The sequence below is a fragment of the Streptomyces sp. NBC_01474 genome, assembly GCF_035918215.1.
GTDB lineage: Bacteria > Actinomycetota > Actinomycetes > Streptomycetales > Streptomycetaceae > Streptomyces > Streptomyces aureus.
On record NZ_CP109449.1, the window covers coordinates 2055223 to 2071680 of the forward strand.

Below are 16458 nucleotides of genomic sequence, written 5' to 3' on the forward strand. Positions count from 1 at the left end.
AGACGCCGTCCGGTGCGCGAAAGTCTCGCCGTGATGCCGGAAAGCGGCCCGCCCGCCGGATGTCACCACCCGGCGGGGGCCGCTCTGTCGTACGAGGTGCTCAGCGCCTCACTTGAGGGCGTATGCCCGGGTGATGGTCTGGGTCGTGCGGCTGCCGCCCGCGTCCCAGGCCTCGGTCTTGAGGGTCACGTATCCGTTGGTGTCCGCGAGCTTCGGGTGCCGCAGCAGGGCCTGGAAGGAGTTGCTGTCCTTCCGGAGCACCTTCGCCTCCTTCCAGGTGGCGCCGTCGTCGTACGAGACGGAGACCTTGGCGCCGGCGACCGCCGTGGAGCCGGCCCAGCCCTTGGGGCGTGCCGCGTTCACGGTGAAGGTGTACGGCAGTCCGGCCTGTGCCTGGTTGAGCACGTTCAGCGGCAGGTCGTAGTCGAGCAGGAGCACCGGCATGGACTCACAGACCTTGGGCGTGGGAATGAACGCCGTGTCGCAGTCCTTGATGGCCATCGTGGTCGGTGCCGCCTGGCTGAAGTTCCACTCCGTGCGCATCTGGCGGCCCAGGGTGACACCCGGGACGTCCTTGGTCAGCTTCTGGTCGAGGACGTACCGGTAGTCCGCCTTCTCCTGCGCCAGCTGGCCGAAGCCGGTGATCGGCTGCCCGTTGAGGTAGAAACTCCAGGTGCCGGTCAGGCCCGACAGGGTGTGGGTGGGATCGTTGTCGGCACCGTTGCTGCCCGGAAGGTTCTGCCAGACGTCGGTGCGGCAGAACACACACGGCCCGAACTCGTACTGGGACAGACGCATGGGGGCATCGAACCAGCTCCGGGTGTAGGACTTGCCCGGGGTGAGGTAGGTGGCGCGCTGGCCGTTCATTCTCCAGGCCGAGGAGGAGTTGAAGTCGGCCGACACGCTCGGCTGGTACGTCACCCCGGTGCCCGCGAGGAAGTAGTCGTCGCGGGTGGTGCCCTGGTAGAGGGGCTGGCCGACGGAGCCGGTGCTCACCTGCAGGGGACCCCAGACGTTCATGTTCTCGGCGCCCAGGCGCCGGGCTCCGTCGGAGTGGAACGTATTGGTGACCTTGGCGAAGGCCTTGACGTCGACGCTCTTGGCCAGGTCGGCGGGGATCCGGTCGTCGGTGAAGTGCGGGTTGTAGGTGTAGCCCGACTCCAGGACGCCCTTCAGGGCGATCCGGACCTTGTCCTTGGCCAGCAGGCCCTTGAGGGTTGCTGCGTTGTCGTACGTGGCGTGGGCGACCGGGATGGTCTGGCCGGCGGGGACGCCGCTTCCGCTCGGCCCGGGAACGGCAGGGGCCACGATCATCGCGACGGCTCCGGCAGCCGCGGCCCTGACGGCCTGGTCGTCGGCCTTGGTGACATCGGCCACGGAGACCAGAACGGTCTTGCCCTTGACGTCGGTACCGGCGAAGTCCTGCTCGGTGCCGGCGCCCAGGTCGACCAGCTCGGTGTGCTTGGTGCCCTCGAAGCGCTTCGCGTTCACCGAGGACTTCAGCGGGATGGTCACGTGCCCGGGGCCTGTCACCTCCAGTTGGACCAGCGGTTCGCGCCGGGCCAGGGAGGTCTCCAGGCGCAGCGCGCCGTTGGTGGCGCCGGCACTGGGGATGGCGCCTTGCCTGGTGTCGGCGAGGTTGAGCAGGTTGCCGATGCCGGAGAAGTTGGTGTGGCCGTTTGCGGTGCCGTCGTCACGGACGATGAACGTGGTCACCTGGCCGTTCTCCAGGGGCCGGTTCTCACCCTTGATCTTCACGCTGAGGTCGGTGGCGGTGGTTCCGTCGACGGTGAAGGTCTGGTCCCGGTCACTCACTTCGATGTTGGGCACGTCGAACAGGTCGGCCGCGTAGGAGATCGCACCGCCGGCGGGGTCCGCCGAGTAGAGCGAGCCCTCGATGGAGTACTTGCCGAGCGGTACTGACAGGGTGGCGGTGCCGTTGTCGTACAGGGTCTGGCTCTGCCAGAAGTTGTTGTCCATCCCGTGCAGGGTGAACTTGAGCGCCTTGGGGGTCTTTCCGAAGCGGTCGGTGACCTTCAGCGTGACGTCGTGCTGCTCGACGGAGGTGACGAAGCCGAGTGCGGCGTGCACCGACTCGCCGCTGTCGGAGGTGGCGGTGACCGATCCGCTGTACTGGCCGGTCTTCAGGCCGTTGTTGTCGAGCGTGACGGTGACCTCGGCGGTGCCGCCGGCCGGTACGGTGACCCGGCCGTCGGACAGGTCCGCTCCCGACAGCGACAGTGTGCCGGCCGGGACCGCGGTGCCGCTCGCGTCCTTGGCGTCGGCCGTCACGGTCACCGCGGTGTCGGTCGCGGCGTTGTTGTGCAGCGTCAGAGTGCGGCTGCGCGTGGGGTAGGTGCCCTTCTGCCACGGTATGACGCGGAAGTCGGCGGTGCCGGACAGCTCCAGCGACGGGTCGAGGGCGGCAGGGATGTCGACCCGGCCGTAACCCTGCTGGTAGACGGTCTGGTCGGCAGCGGACTTGGCGTGCGCGGTCAGCGCGTCCTTGATGCGCTGACCGGTCCAGTCGGGGTGGCGCTGCTTGAGGATCGCGGCGGAGCCGGCCACGTGCGGGGTGGCCATCGAGGTGCCGCTGGCCGAGGTGTAGTTGGCGTCCACCGGAGTGCCCATGGTGGTGCCGGCCGCGCGGGCGGCGACGATGTCCACACCCGGGGCGGTGATCTCCGGCTTGATCGCCATGTCGCCGAGGCGCGGGCCGCGGCTGGAGAAGTCGGCGAGCGCGTCGGACTTGTCGACGGCGCCGACGGTGAGGGCCGCGTCGGCGGCGCCGGGGCTGCCGATTGTCGACTCGCCCTTCCTGCCGTCGTTGCCTGCCGCGATGACGAAGAGGGTGCCCGAGGAGGCGCTGAGCGAGTTGACCGCGTTGGTCAGAACGTCCTCGCCGGGGGTGTCGGTGCCGCCGAGGCTCATGCTGACGACGTCGGCGCCCTGCCCGACCGCCCAGTCCATGCCGGCCAGGATGCTGGAGTCCAGGCCCTGCCCGCTGTTGGCGAGCACCTTGCCGATGAGCAGATCGGCGCCGGGGGCGACGCCCTTGTACTTGCCGTCGGAGTTGGCGCCGCTGCCCGCGATGGTGGATGCGACGTGGGTGCCGTGGCCGTGACCGTCCTGGACCGTCTGGCCGTTGACGAAGCTCTGGCTCTGGACGATCTCTGACTTGATGTCGGCGTTGTTCAGGTCGGCGCCGGTGTCCAGCACGGCGACCTTCACGCCCTTGCCGTCGTACCCCTTGGCCCATGCCTCCGGGGCGCCGATCTGCGGCACGCTCTTGTCCAGTGCGACCTTCGCCTTGCCGTCGTACCACAGCTTGGAGACCCCGGCAGTGCCGGGGACCGTGGCGGCCTGGGCATCTCTGCTGCGTGACTGGGCGGGCTTGACGGCCTGCCAGAAGCCCTTCGCGCGGTGCTTGTCGACATGCACCGCGGACAGCCCCAGCCGGGGCATGACCCGCTCGTTGTCGCTGCCCGGCAGGTCCTCCGTCTTCTGCTTCAGGGCGGCGGCGGTCGGCTTCCCCTGGAAGTCGACGATGGCGGGGACCTCGTCGGTCTTCGCGTCGCCGTACCCGTCCCGGACCAGCCGGCTGACGTTGAACAGTTCACGGTCCACCGTGCCCGAGGCGACCGCGGCCGTGGTGTCGTCCGGGTAGACGTACAGGTCGCCATTCTGTCCGCTGACGGTTTCGAACGTCTTGGACGTCCCCGCCCCGGAGATGACGGAGACCGCCTGCCTGCCGTCGGGCTCGGTGGTCAGCGAGGCCGTGTCGCCGGTGATCAGAGTCACCGCCGTCGTCGTCGCCGCCTGCTTCTGCAGCGTCGGGCGGCTGCTCAGGTCGAGAGGCGCCGGGGGTGTGGCGGCTGTCGCGGTTCCGAGCTGGCTCGTCAGTGACATGGCGACTGTCACCGCGATCCCGCTGATGAGGGCGGTGCGCCCCCGTCTGAGGCGGGCCTTGTGCATCGGTTGTCCTTTCACGCTCAACTGGTGGGCGCTGCGGGGCAATTGATACCGAGGGGGACCGACCGAACGTCCGGCCGACTCCGCGCGCCGCTCGGAACCTAGCTCTCCGGCCGGTGCGTCTTCCAGAGGTGGTGTGGCGGATACGCGCCACATGGCGCACACCCGCCACGTGGGTCCGCGATGTGGGCGGCGCCGGGCCGCCGATGCGGCCCTATGTGTCCTGGCCGATGCCCGGCGGCTGCAGCCCGTCCAGGTCCCCGGCCGTGATCCAGCCGCGTTCGCAGGCGTGCCACCCGAGTTGCATCCGGCTCGAAGCGCCCGTCAGATCCATCAGGCCGCGTACCCGGCGGTTGACGGTCCGCTTGCCGATCCCCATGAGGCGGGCGATCGCGTCGTCGGTGAGACCGGACAGGAGCAGGAGCAGCAGATGGGTGTCCGAGCCGGCGAGTTCGCCGCGGTGCGTCTCGTCGGTTGACGGATCCAGGGGGAGCGCGGTGACCCACACCAGCTCGAACAGTGCGACGAGAGCGTCGAGCAGGGGGCCTTGGTGGATCTGCACGACGGCGCCCGGTGGCCGCCCGTCGTCCGTCCGCACCGCGAGCATGGCCGTGGACCGGTCTACGATGATCAACTTGACCGGGAGTCTGGCCAGCACGCGGGCCTGTTCACCTGCGTCCATGTACCGGCGGATCTCCAGCTGCGCCGCGTACCCCTCGATCGCGGCCCGGTCGTACACCGTCCGGAAGCGCACTCCCGCCGCCAGTTGCTCCAGCTCCGCGACGTTGGACTCCTCGATCAGCAGATAGGGCGGGGCGTCGAAGCGCAGCACTTCCCGCCGGGCGCGGAGCTGGAGCTGCTCGCACCGCTGTGCCAACGCCTCGGCCGGCACGATTTCGGCGATCTCCTCCAGGGCTGCCGGCCGGAGCGCCTCGCGGTACTCCTTGGTGAGTCGCTGCAGAGCACCTTTGGCGGACTGCAGTTCGTTCATGCGCGCCAGCAACAGCGTTTCCCCGGCGATGTCCGGCGGGGCGGGAATCATCTGCGCGGGCAGGTCGTCGGTGAGGGTGACCAGCCCCTTCACGGCCAGTGCCGCGACTGCCTGTTCGAGCTGGGTCCCGGTCAGGCCGGTCCGCTGCTCCAGCCGGTCCACCGGGCAGCGCCCGGACCCCACCAGCCGTTGGTACACCTGCGACTCGGCCGTGCTCAGACCCAGCGCCTCAAGCATGAATGTCCTCTCCTCACGAGCTCCCCGTTCCCACCCCGCGCACGCGGACCGCCCCCGGACCTCGATCAGTCCGGGGGCGCTCAGTCGGCGTCACTGCAGGCGCGAGCGGCGGTTCAGGGCGCGGACCCGGCCGCGCCCAACCGGTTTGCACCACTCTCGGTCGTTGCCGCGCGGAGCGCGGCGAGCTCTGGGACCGACCTGGAACCTCGGCCAGCATCTATCTAACCGCTGAAATGATTTACGCTAAAGCTTCTGCTTGGCAAGAGGTTTGGCTCCAGCTGATCAACCCATGGGAGACGAGCATGAACTCATAGATGCCGCTGAGCAGCTCGGCGCAGCCTGGGCGCAGCAGGGAGTGCTTACGCTGGTGCTGCGGGTGGACGCCCGGGATAGGCACCCCGGGCATGCCTCGTGGGGGCGCTCGAGCCTGACTGGCGGGTCCGGAGCCATGTTCACGGGGAAGGCCGACTCTGTGCGCGGGACCCTCGAAGCCGATGTCACCGGAGCCCGGGCAGACTTCGACCACATCATCATGGTCAAACGTCAATGGACGGACGCGCCCTCGATGGGCATCTCCCCTCTGGCCGATGAACACCTCGTCGCCGCCTACGGGCACTTCCCGCGGACGACCAGGAGCACCACAGCGAACGCCGGGGAAAAGAGCACGCCCTGCACATCACGCTCGAGCACGTCCTGACCACCGCCGACAACGTCATCAAGGACCCGCCTAAGCCCTATCCGGACTACGCGGCATCCCTTATCGACAACAACCTCTGGTCGTTCGGGAACCTCTGCTGTTCAACCCTGGGGCGGTGGGCTGCTTCATCGGCGGGCAGGTCGAGGCCATGTCCTTCGCCTTCGGGGAGGACAACATCGTGCTTATCGTCGACTTCCCCGACCCGGTCTCCATGGCCGCCGTCAGCCTCACCGTCAAGGCCAGCGGAGCCCTCCACTCCCGGGCCACCCCTCTCCTCACCCTCGACGAGATCGACAAAGCCGCCCGTCGGCAAGTCACCTTCCGCTCCCCCGGCACGTGAGCCCGGGACTCTTGGCCCCGGTACCCGGAACCGACCCTGCCGCCTAACGCCGTCCGTAACCGACCAGGCAGCGTCGCCTGCCATCAACGGCTGACATCAACGGTGCCGGACGCCGGCAACTTCGGGCGGTCATAGGTGTCGGTGCAGGCCTGGCCACAGTCGACTGGTCATGGACGAGTTGAAGCGGTAGCCGCACGCGCAGAAGGGCCTGGCCTGCTCCCGGAGTGAGGGGTGGGCAGCACGTCAGACCCGCCAAGACAAGGACCGTGTGAGGGATGACCTCGTGCAGTGGTACTGCGAACAGCTCGTCGAGGACGAGCGGATCGCCCGGAGGGCGACCGCTCAGCAACGCGGAGGCGAGGCATGGGCTTACGTGAACTCCGCTGTGCGGGCGGGTAGCGGCCTCGACATCTTCAAGAGGACGCCGCCGGCTTTCGGCGAGCATGTGGCGGAGCATGATCCGGCGCGGGTGCTGCGCGAGATCCACGCCAAGCGAAGCTACTTGCCCTGTACGTGGAGCACGAGTGCATAGACTGGGAAACGTTCGAGGCCGAGAGTGAGCACGCGCGATCTCTCGTGTCGCTGCGGCCGTAACTGGACGCGGTCCGGCATCATGCCGCTGTAAACGCGGACCGGCCCGGCTACAAGGAGGAGTGGCGCCCGTGACGCTGACCCTCCACCTTCCCGGCCTAGGTGCCGCTCCGCGCTGGCTCCACCTCGCGGTCGGCATCATCGTCCTGGGCCTGATGATCGCCCGCCTGTGGCTGTTCTTCCGCCGCCGGAAGTGACCGTCTTCCAGGTTCGCGCCCTGTACCCCTGCCCTCCGGGTCACAATCGGCGCATGGACGACGTGTCATACATGGCGCGCGGTAGTACCCGCGCTGTGTGTCAGCGCGAGCTGGACCGTATCTGCCGGCTGCTCGAAGCGGTGCCGACGATGCTCCCCTCCGACACCGTCGGGCACGGCTGGACTGCCCGTGCCGTACCCACAACGAAGGCCCCGGACGCCGATGGTGACGTCCGGGGCCCTGTCGTGTCCGGCTAGCCGAGACTGCCGGCGAAGCCGCCGTGTTCTGCTTCCTCAGCGGAGAGCTGGAGCGTGCCGCGGTGGGACACCTCAACCTTGTAGAACCGCTCACCCTTGGGTACGCCATCCACGGCCACCTTGTAGGTGCAGTTGTAGTTGTCTCCGTCGTAGGTGGATTTGCCGAGGCCGCCGGCGGCTACAACTTTGCCGTCGGCGCTGTACACGGTGACGCTGGCACCTTCACTGATGTCGTCGTATCCGCGCGTTCCTGCGCATCCTCCGTCACCGTCGGGGACGACACTGTCGGTGAGCTCGAAGGTGCCGTTGAGGGTGAACGTGCCGGGCTTGTCGGGGCCGCTGCTGGCGGTGAGGCCCCAGGCGCCTCCGACGATGGCGGCGCCCGCAGTAAGGCCGAGGAGTGCGGCGGTGAACACGGCCCGCTTCGGGACGACCAAGACTATGGGCGGTGCGGTGGGCGGCAGCGGCGGGATGTCGTGCTGCGGCGGGTGCGGGTGACTCATGGATTCCCCCTGAGGTAAGTGGTGCACAAGTAGAGGACTTGTGAAGGACTCGTGTGGTTGCACGCTTGATGAAACTGCCCGACCGCGTCGGCCCGGCCGCGCGCAGCACCTCTCCGAGCTCCTCGCCCGTGATCGCGCCGATGATCTGCGCCGCACCGTCGGATCGACGCTGCGCGCTGGTGGCTGGACCCGGCCCATGGCACCCCGCACGTCCGCGTCCCCTGCCCGCAGCCTGGCTGCGGCTGGGCCGAGAAGGACGCCGAGCGGACCCGCGTTTTGCTCGGCGACGAGCACGCCATCGTCCAAGCCGTCTGCCTGCACCATGGCCCTTACGAGGTCGTGATCACCCCCGACCTCGGCGGTTACCTCGACCTCGCGACTCTGTACCGCACCCTCGTCAAGGAGCTCGCAGCCGGCGCGGACCGCGATCGGTTGAGTGTGATGGTGAAGGATGGCGACTGGGTGTTCGGTTCGACTCTCGTCGATAATGCGCTCACTGCGATCGGGCTCACGGCCGGGCAGCTTCCGACTCGGCTGTTCTCTGTCCGCAGGTCGTCACGGACACTGGGGCGAAGCTGTCCAAGTCCCTGATCCGGGATGGCCAGGCGTCGTTGCCTGCTGGTTCCGCGCCGTGGATGCTCGACACCAGGATGTGGCCTGGGTCGTTGTCCGAGTACGCCGATCGGCTGCTGGAGATGGCCGCGACATTCCTCAGCGACCCTCGGCACTTCTTCCGCTCGTATTCGGCCGGCGAACTCGGCCGCCTGATGTCCCAATCGACGAGGAGCGTCACGACCCCATGAGCGACACGACCACGGCCCGCAGGCACGAACTCAACCTGTACCGCCGCTATTTCGAGCTCATCGCTGCCGGACGCAAGAAAATCGAGGTCCGGGTGCGATATCCGCACCTCACCGGTATGGCTGCGGGCGACACGATCCGCTTCCGGATCAAGGGCACCGAGGAGACATGCGACGTCCGAGTGCTGCGGGTGACCCGCTATCCGGACTTCGAGGCTCTCCTTGATGGCGAGGGGCCGGCGAACGTGAACCCGACGTCTGGCCGCGAGGAGCAGCTCGCGAACATTCGCGCGATCTATCCGCTCGAGAAGGAGTCACTAGGCGCCCTCGCGATCGAGATCGAACTCCTCGCCGCGTAGGCACCGTCTGCCCCATGAGCCTCGCCCGTCAAGCACGGGCGGGGCTTTGGCGTTTGCGCCCTTGCGGCTGACGCCTACTCGCCTGACCGCGGACGGTCAGCGTGGTGGCGTACCGACGAGAGGGGGATGGCGTGCGACGCAGGTGGGACGACATAGCCGGACGGCTGCTGCTGCGGCTGGCAATAGTGCTGCACCGGACCGTTCCCGGCAGGGATGCGCGGGAGCGGTTACAGGGCCGCCGGAACAGGATGGTGCCGGTGGAGGAGTTGGCGGAGCGGATGCGGCTGACGCCGAGTTGGATCCGCCAGGTACTCAACGGAAGCCGGCGGTGGAGGAGACCGCGTAGGCGGAAGAGCCCCCGCACCTGTGAGGGCTAGTCCAACGCACGATGGCCCCCGACCGCATGTCGCGGCCGGGGGCTTTGTCAGTTGGTGATGTCGCTATCGCGCGAGGGTGACCTTCACTGGGGCGTTGGGGCAGTTTGTGAGGTCCTTGGAGAGTGCAGCGTGTTCGGCCGGGTCAATGGCGAGCTGCCAACGCACCTTCACGACGATCCAGTCCCGGAGGTAATCACAGTGGTCGCTAGCGGCCGGCGGCATCCAGGTGGACGGGTCCTGGTCGGCCTTGCTGCGGTTCGACTTCGCGGACACGGCGATCAGCGCGCGGTCGTCGCCGAGGTCGTTGGCGTAGGCCTGGCGTTCGGCCGCGGTCCAGCTGGAGGCTCCGGAGTCCCAGGCTTCGGCGAGCGGGACGCGGTGATCTACGTCGAGGCCGCTCGCGCCGTCGATGTACTGGTCGTCGTACTCCGAGTACCAGCGTCCGCCGGTGAGCTTGCATTTGGGGCCCTGCTCGGGGGTCATGAATGCTTCGGCTTTGAGGACTTCGGCGCGGGTGTTGCAGCCGTCTTTGTCGGCGTCGATCCAGTGCTTGAAGCTGGTGCGCTGGTAGCCGGTGCGGTTTTCATCCGCGACGGGCAGGGCCTTCAACGCGAACTGGACCGGGGTAGTGATGACGTCGCCAGGGCTACCGAGCGGTCCGGACGCGGCCTGGGCTGCTGTGGTGGGGATGACGAGTGCGGCGACAACGCTGAGCAAGGCGGTAGTGCGGGCGAAGGTGCGCACGAGGCTCCTCGGAGATCAAGAACGGGTCAGGTTCTTCGTAACGGCACGCCGCCCGCCCAGTCGACGCCACGACGGGCCGATTCACCCGCGAGTGGGGATAGTCAGCCCGTCATACAGCCGCAAGCGGCGTGATGCTGCGGGTGAGCCCACTCCCAGTTGAGGCGTGGTGAAGAGCCGCCTTAGTTGCCCGGATCCATGTGCGATAGAACGTGGCAGCAAAACGACTCTTCTGCCAGGGTGATCACTTCATCATGCAACCATTGTGCCGAGGAGTCTCGATGAGCCGCCGTGCGTCCAGACAAAGTGCCGCCGCCCTGTCCGTCCTGGCCTGCCTGCTGGCCGTGACCGCCGCCGCGCCCGTCGAGCCGTCGAGGGTGGATCGCTCCGCGAAGAAGCAGCAGGAGAGCCTGCTGGACGCCGTGCCGAAGTCCAAGGTGCTGCGCGTGTGCACCACGGGCGACTACCGCCCGTTCACGTACAAGGACCCGAAGGACGGTTCCTACAGCGGCATCGACATCGACATGGCCCAGGACCTGGCGAAGAGCCTGGACGCCAAGGCCCGTTTCGTGGACACCACATGGGCGAATCTCACGAAGGACCTGGCGGGCGGGAAGTGCGAAATCGGCGTCGGCGGCGTCTCGATCACGCTTCCCCGCGCCCGCCAGGTGTACTTCAGCGAGCCGACCCGCGAGGACGGCAAGACGCCGATCGTGCGCTGCGCGGACAAGGACAAGTACCAGACGCTCAAGGACATCGACCAGGCCGGGACGACCGTGGTCGTCAACCCGGGCGGCACGAACGAGCAGTTCGCCCGCGCGAACATCAAGCAGGCCACGATCAAGGTCCACCCGGACAACACCACGATCTTCGACGAGATCGTGGCGGGCCGGGCGGACGTGATGATGACCGACGCGAGCGAGACGCTCTACCAGGCGAAGCTCCACCCCGAGCTGTGTTCGGTCCACCCCGACAAGCCGTTCACGTTCGCCGAGAAGGCGTACGCGACGCCGCGCGGCGACCGCGACTTCCAGGAGTACGTGACCCAGTTCGTGCATCTGGCGACGCACGACGGGACGTACGCCAAGTACGAGGCGCAATGGATGAGTTGAGCCGTGTCGTGCTCTGCAGGGCACCATCACGGTCACCCGGCTCGACCGGCTCTTCTACTCCGTCCAGAACCTCATCATCGTGGGCATCGAACTACGAGGCCGCGGTATCCGCATCCAGGCTGTCGCGCAGAACGTCGACGGCAACTCTCGAAGGAGGCGACTTGATGCCGCCATGGCAGATAGGTCAAGACGTCCCCTCAGCGAGCTTCGCCAAGGCGAGACAGCCAAGCAGGCTATTACTCGGTGGTGAGAGCGTTCAGCTCACATAGAGTTCGGTGGTAGCGCAGGTATGCCTCATCGATGTGATGGCCGGCGTGTCGGCGAAGGTGCCCCAGCGGCTCGTCCCCGTGGGCCTGCCTCACGACGCCGTCAACATCGATGTAGATCTCCAGGCCGTCGAAGAGGACGTGGTGGTTGGGGCATAGGCAGAGCAGGTTCTGCAGCTCATCCGGACCGTCATGTGGGGACCCGAGGCCACGTATATGAGCAGCCTCGCTGTAGGGACTGTGCTTGTACTGCAGGCGGGTTCCGCACACCTGGCAGGCGTGGTCGTGCAGTTCCTTGACCCGATTCGCAATCGCCGCATCGCGGATCAGCCGTGAGGAGGTCGACTCCCGCCGCCCGGTCGGACCAGTCGCCCGCTTCTCATCGGCGGCCTCCTGGCCGCGGGCGTCCTGGCCGTCATCGAGCAGGCCGTTAGCGGTCGCGTATCCAGCGAGGCCTACCCGGCTGAGCAACTCGCGCTGATCGACGTCGTGAAGATAGATGCTGTACAGCTTGGCCACGGCTTCCAGGCGAGTCAGAGGGTTTTGAAGCAGTTCGGCCGCCGCATGAGTAAGGCCTGCGACGGGTTGGACCTTGTTGAAGGTTCCCGGTTGCGGCATGGAGCTGGCATCGCTTTCTATCCCATGCACCTCCCACAGGTCACTGCCCTTCAGATGCCAGAAGGGATATTCGGGAGTGACTTTGGAACCGGACAGTCCGAACTCGGCCAGGAGTGGACTGACCTCCGCGCGGAAGCAGGACCACGGTGCCAGCCGGGGTTTGCCCGCCGCGATCCGAGAAACTGCCCAGAGCAAAGCCAGCGGCTGGTGACGGCTGGGGGCTCTGTTCCCTCGATGACGATGAGTGTTGAGGGAGCCGATCCGGTCCAGCAGTTCCGCCGAGGTCAACCTTGAAGATGCGTCAGGCAACGTTGCCGGAGGTGGGGCAGTCGCCGGTTGGCGACGCTGCGGAAAGTGCTGGACAACACGGCGGTAGTCCTCCGTGGACCGCAGGGTGAGGCTCCGTAGAGGTGCTGGAACGTTCAGGCTCTGCAGAACTGGAGCCGCAGGAACGCGAGTGGGAAACTCTTCGATGTCTCCCAGCGCCATGATGTGTTCCCAGGTGGCGTCGTCCTCATCGGTTCCCCAGACCGCCTGCGCCGCAGGCAAGCTGTTGAATAGGTGCAGGATTCGGGCGCGCGCGATGAAATGGTTCTCTGCATAGAACAGCACGTCGTCACCTACGCGCCTGTTTCGCAGAGCTTTTGCCTTTTCGTTGTTGACTCGCATGGTGGGAGTGGAGCCCCAAAGCCGAACGACCCCGTCCGGGTACAACGTGGCAAGCGCATCCACATGTCCGCCGAGTGCGCCCTTGATATCTGCGATCGGGATGCCCCGTCGTACCGACCTGGCGAAGTTCTGCGGGCCGCGGTCCCGGGCCCCGCCGCGAGGCTGGAGAACAAGCTGTGGTGGCACCTGCTGCGGCCCATACGTAAGGGCAGTCCCGTCCTCCACAGTGAAGCCGAGCGCGCGCAGACGGTGCGCCACCGTACGCGCCCCACCACTGAAGCCATCAGCCGGCAGCAGGTCACCGACCGAGTAAAGGTGCGCTACGCCGGCGATGGCCTTCGAGTCGTATCGGTTTCCATCCAACACCAGCTCATACGCCATGGCTCGACCGAAGCCGTACCGGCGGCGAAAGTTCTCACGCCCTAGGTACTGACACTCATCGACGGCAGCCAGCACCCCTGCACGCGCCACATCCCCAAGTCCCATACACAGGAGGTTAGTAGGACCAGATCACACCAGCACCCGCTCGTCGGCACAGGCTCCGAGCGGGTGCGACCGTCGGCCCAGTCAGCTCAGCTGGGCCTTGTTCTAGGCGGCGGTGAAACGCATCGGCCGCTCGTTCGTGATTGCCTTGTTGGCACTCACGCGTTCATCAGGTCCTCGGCTCGGCGCGGTGACGGCCCTTCGCAGGGCCATCTTGGCCGTCAGCCCTCGGGACTGGCACGCGTTGTCGCGGAGCATGAACAGAGCCCTACCGGGTGGGGCACAGCAGCACAATGTTCATGAACACGGAGGTCGGAGTTCCGACGAGCCACAGAAGACCGCCACATGGAAGGACGAGCAGTGGCCCGTCATGAAAAGACGGCGGCGGCCCTGGGCGCCCGGCTCTGCGCCGAGGACGAAGCCGGCCAGGGGCTGAGGCCGCCCAAAGGCCGAACCTGGGGCCGCCGAGGCCACACACCGTCGTGCGCGTCACCGCCGCAGGCACCAAACGCGTCTCCATGGCGGCACTGATCTGCACCAATTCCGGCCACCGGCACCGGCTGATCTATCGCATCCACCTCGACCGCGGACCCGCCAAGGGCCGACGCAAGGGCTTCACCGAGACCGACTACGCACACCTACTGGATGCCGCACACCAGCAACTCGGCGGCCCGATGAGTCGGGCGAGCTGAGCGCGAGGTCAGGCCGGGTTCTCTTCGGCCGTGAACGCCTCGGTCTCGTAGCGCGCCATCGCCTCGCGGCGCTCCTTCAAGTACTGGGCTTCCACGTCCTCGGGCGTGACCCCGATCTTCGCCATGATGGGGTTGAGGACCCTCTCGCTGAAGCGTTCGTCCGTCTGAGTGAACAGTTGGCAGTCCGTTTTCAGGTCTGCGCACAGCTTGGCCCGGCTCGCCTCGGTGATCGTCTCTTGGATGCGCTCGCGCCAAAAGTTGTGAACCAGGTCGTTACGCCGCTTCAAGCTCCTGGTGAGGTCGTTGCCGACCTCCGGGTAGGCGCTGGTGTGCGCCTCGACGCGCTTGATGAGTCTCCCCATCATGTCCTTGAATCCTTGAGCCCAGGGGTCGCGCATGAGCTGCTCTCCCTGCTCCCTCGCCGTAACAAGCTTGGTGAGCGCGAGAGCATTGACGAGAGAGTGTTCGAGGACGTTGGCCTTGTAGATGGCCAGCCCAAAGAGGGCATACAGGGTCTTGTGATCCGTGCCGTTGTCGTACTCGTCGTCAGACTCCGGCTCCTCGCGCCAGGTCGGCTCATGCCTGACCACATACAGTCCATCCATGTCGTCCAGTGTGCTGGTAGGGCGAGCCAACTCGTGATGAATTTTGATGACCTGGCTACCAATGCCCGTGAGCCTGCTGACCCTCGAGGGCGGAGGTGCCTGACCGTAACCCGGGCACGCCCCCAATGACGGCGACTGGCGCTAACACACATCGACAACTCGACTCGTTATGTCGGTCAAGAAGACCCGCGATGCCTTCACGACGCTCAGGGTCAACATCCGCGCAGGGAATCTCGGCAAGCCTGGATCGAACACCCAGGGCAAGAAGAAGCTCTCGGTGGATAGGCAGCCCGTAGCGATCGGTTCGAGCGGCGGGAGGTAGCTTGCCCAAAAGCTGGAGCTGTTGATCCAAGGAGGCCCGCCCGTGGCGCAGAGTTTTGCAGGTCCACCGTTCGATCTGGATGACCTGATACCCGAGCTCGCGGCTCTCGGCCGGCGGACGACGCTGCTGTTGCCGAAGAGCGGGTCTCCCAGTGTCCAGGAGAGTTCTCTTGGCGGCCCCATGCTCTGGCCGGTTGACGAGCCTTGGCCCTCCTGCGGACAACCGGGACACTGGGCATGGCCCAACGAGAAGAGCCCTGCTGGGACGATTCCCATGGTGCCGGTGATGCAGCTCTTCGCACGAGACGTACCCGAGCTTCAGTTCCCGGAAGGCATGGACGTACTCCAGCTGGTCTGGTGCCCGTTGATCCACCCTCAAGACCAGGCCGGCGCCGCACTGCCGAAGCTCTACTGGCGCAGCGAGACGGACGTGCTCGCCACCGGCGTGCTCCGGGACATCCCCGCCCCGCAGGAGGGTGAGTTCGAAGAAGAGTTCATGCCCAGTCCGTGCACAGTGTCCCCCACCTCGGTGAGGGAGTACCCGAACTGGGACCTGCCGCAGAAGCTTCAACAGACCTTGCAACCCCGTATCGACGAGCTCGAAGAGCGCTTCGGAATGGAATACACAGGGTTGGCGTGTGCGCTGCAGAACAAGGTCGGGGGGTATCCAGCCTGGAACCAGTCGCCCGACTGGCCAGCCTGCCAGCGTGGCCACCACATGGAGCACCTGCTCAGCGTCACTCCTGAGGAAGATCTCGACATGGCCATGGGTGACCTCGGAGGTATCTATGTCTTCCTCTGCCGCCAGTGTCCCGAACTCCCCTACGCGCACCGCTACGACTGTTAGAGCGCAGCCACGGAGCCAGCCAGAGGCGTGCCAGATATTGCGGGGAACCACGGGGAACAACGGAAATGATGCCAGCGGCCGAGCGCCCGGGGGACGGCTCCACCTCGGGTCAGCAAGGCAACGAAGGCTCAAGCACACGAGCTTCCCAAGCTCAGGTGCCAGACGCGACTGCACAGCGGAAGCCGTAGGGTTCCGTCCATGGTGACTGCGACTGTCCGCGAGTGGGACGACGAGGAAGGGTGGGGTGTTCTTGACTCACCCGAGACCCCCGGCGGCCGCTTCGGCCACTACGCCGACATCCAGGCGACCGGCTTCCGCACGCTGTCGGCCGGCCAGCAGGTCGAACTCACATGGGAAGCCCCTGGCTTCAAGCAGGACGGGTACGACTACCGCGCGGTGAGCATCGTGCCTCGGACGGCCTGACACCCACAGCTGACATCAACGACGGCGTACGTCCACGGTCCCCAGCAGTCCGCAACGCCACCGCACTCTTCACCGCGACGTGCAGTAGCTCCCGCATAATCGACCTCCTAAAGCGGGTGTCGCGCACCCGTCCTTGCATGCGATGCCCAGCACCCGGCGGGCGTTGAACTCCTGCACGACACCGTTGTGCGGGCCCAGATCCCTGCGGTCGGAATCGAGCGGATCGTAGATCTCGGCCAGCCGCGAGCGCTTATGCGGCCGACAGCATGCAAAGGACGCGGAAGGGGTGCCCTCCCCCAGCAGCGGAAGGGCACACCCAAGGACGGTCAGCGGTGGTCGTAGTGGTCGTGACCCCAACGG

At 66.7% G+C, this 16458-nt stretch carries 15 protein-coding genes and 1 pseudogene; 10 read left to right on the top strand and 6 right to left on the bottom strand.

Going from position 1 to position 16458, the window contains the following annotated elements; translation table 11 throughout:
* Positions 1-108 precede the first annotated feature (108 nt).
* The gene (locus OG758_RS09855) at positions 109-3975 is read right to left on the bottom strand and encodes a S8 family peptidase (protein WP_326709630.1); all 3867 of its coding nucleotides are present in this window, start codon (positions 3973-3975) and stop codon (positions 109-111) included.
* A 211-nt stretch (positions 3976-4186) separates the two neighbouring features.
* Positions 4187-5200, bottom strand: coding sequence for a helix-turn-helix domain-containing protein (locus OG758_RS09860; protein WP_326709631.1), 1014 nt, complete (start codon positions 5198-5200; stop codon positions 4187-4189).
* An 812-nt stretch (positions 5201-6012) separates the two neighbouring features.
* Between OG758_RS09860 and OG758_RS09865 the strand changes: the two genes are divergently transcribed.
* From OG758_RS09865 to OG758_RS09875, 4 genes are all read left to right on the top strand, one after another.
* Positions 6013-6237 (top strand): GYD domain-containing protein, encoded by a 225-nt coding sequence (locus OG758_RS09865; protein ID WP_326709632.1) that lies wholly within the window; start codon positions 6013-6015, stop codon positions 6235-6237.
* 283 nt (positions 6238-6520) lie between these two features.
* On the top strand, positions 6521-6769 hold the full coding sequence (locus OG758_RS48915) for a DUF6221 family protein (protein WP_442810417.1): 249 nt from the start codon (positions 6521-6523) through the stop codon (positions 6767-6769).
* A 130-nt stretch (positions 6770-6899) separates the two neighbouring features.
* A complete protein-coding gene (locus tag OG758_RS09870) occupies positions 6900-7025 on the top strand; it encodes a hypothetical protein (protein WP_326709633.1) in 126 nt (41 codons plus the stop codon).
* 53 nt (positions 7026-7078) lie between these two features.
* Positions 7079-7282, top strand: a complete 204-nt coding sequence (locus OG758_RS09875; protein WP_326709634.1) for a hypothetical protein — start codon at positions 7079-7081, stop codon at positions 7280-7282.
* Here OG758_RS09875 and OG758_RS09880 read toward each other — a convergent pair.
* Positions 7279-7785, bottom strand: a complete 507-nt coding sequence (locus OG758_RS09880) for a hypothetical protein (RefSeq protein ID WP_326709635.1) — start codon at positions 7783-7785, stop codon at positions 7279-7281. The two genes, OG758_RS09875 and OG758_RS09880, sit on opposite strands and share 4 nt — an antisense overlap.
* A 799-nt stretch (positions 7786-8584) precedes the next feature.
* Here OG758_RS09880 and OG758_RS09885 point away from each other — a divergent pair.
* A complete protein-coding gene (locus tag OG758_RS09885) occupies positions 8585-8944 on the top strand; it encodes an ASCH domain-containing protein (protein ID WP_326709636.1) in 360 nt (119 codons plus the stop codon).
* Positions 8945-9384: 440 nt separating this feature from the next.
* On the opposite strand, the gene OG758_RS09890 is transcribed toward OG758_RS09885, so the two are convergent.
* Positions 9385-10065, bottom strand: a complete 681-nt coding sequence (locus tag OG758_RS09890; protein WP_326709637.1) for an HNH endonuclease family protein — start codon at positions 10063-10065, stop codon at positions 9385-9387.
* A 278-nt stretch (positions 10066-10343) separates the two neighbouring features.
* Between OG758_RS09890 and OG758_RS09895 the strand changes: the two genes are divergently transcribed.
* The gene (locus OG758_RS09895; RefSeq protein ID WP_326709638.1) at positions 10344-11174 is read left to right on the top strand and encodes a transporter substrate-binding domain-containing protein; all 831 of its coding nucleotides are present in this window, start codon (positions 10344-10346) and stop codon (positions 11172-11174) included.
* A gap of 236 nt (positions 11175-11410) precedes the next feature.
* Here OG758_RS09895 and OG758_RS09900 read toward each other — a convergent pair whose 3' ends face one another.
* On the bottom strand, positions 11411-13108 hold the full coding sequence (locus OG758_RS09900) for an HNH endonuclease (RefSeq protein ID WP_326709639.1): 1698 nt from the start codon (positions 13106-13108) through the stop codon (positions 11411-11413).
* A 436-nt stretch (positions 13109-13544) separates the two neighbouring features.
* Here OG758_RS09900 and OG758_RS48920 point away from each other — a divergent pair.
* Positions 13545-13887: pseudogene (locus OG758_RS48920) on the top strand (IS630 family transposase); the annotation flags it as partial.
* 23 nt (positions 13888-13910) lie between these two features.
* On the opposite strand, the gene OG758_RS09910 reads toward OG758_RS48920, so the two are convergent.
* Positions 13911-14507, bottom strand: coding sequence for a hypothetical protein (locus OG758_RS09910; protein ID WP_326709641.1), 597 nt, complete (start codon positions 14505-14507; stop codon positions 13911-13913).
* Between the two features lie 169 nt (positions 14508-14676).
* Here OG758_RS09910 and OG758_RS09915 point away from each other — a divergent pair, with 169 nt between their 5' ends.
* From OG758_RS09915 to OG758_RS09925, 3 genes are all read left to right on the top strand, one after another.
* Entirely contained in the window at positions 14677-14829 is a 153-nt protein-coding gene (locus tag OG758_RS09915; RefSeq protein WP_326709642.1) for a hypothetical protein, read from the top strand.
* Positions 14830-14871: 42 nt separating this feature from the next.
* A complete protein-coding gene (locus OG758_RS09920; RefSeq protein WP_326709643.1) occupies positions 14872-15675 on the top strand; it encodes a DUF1963 domain-containing protein in 804 nt (267 codons plus the stop codon).
* A gap of 198 nt (positions 15676-15873) precedes the next feature.
* Positions 15874-16098: a cold shock domain-containing protein gene (locus OG758_RS09925; protein ID WP_326709644.1), complete on the top strand. Its 225-nt coding sequence runs from the start codon at positions 15874-15876 to the stop codon at positions 16096-16098.
* Positions 16099-16458 lie beyond the last annotated feature (360 nt).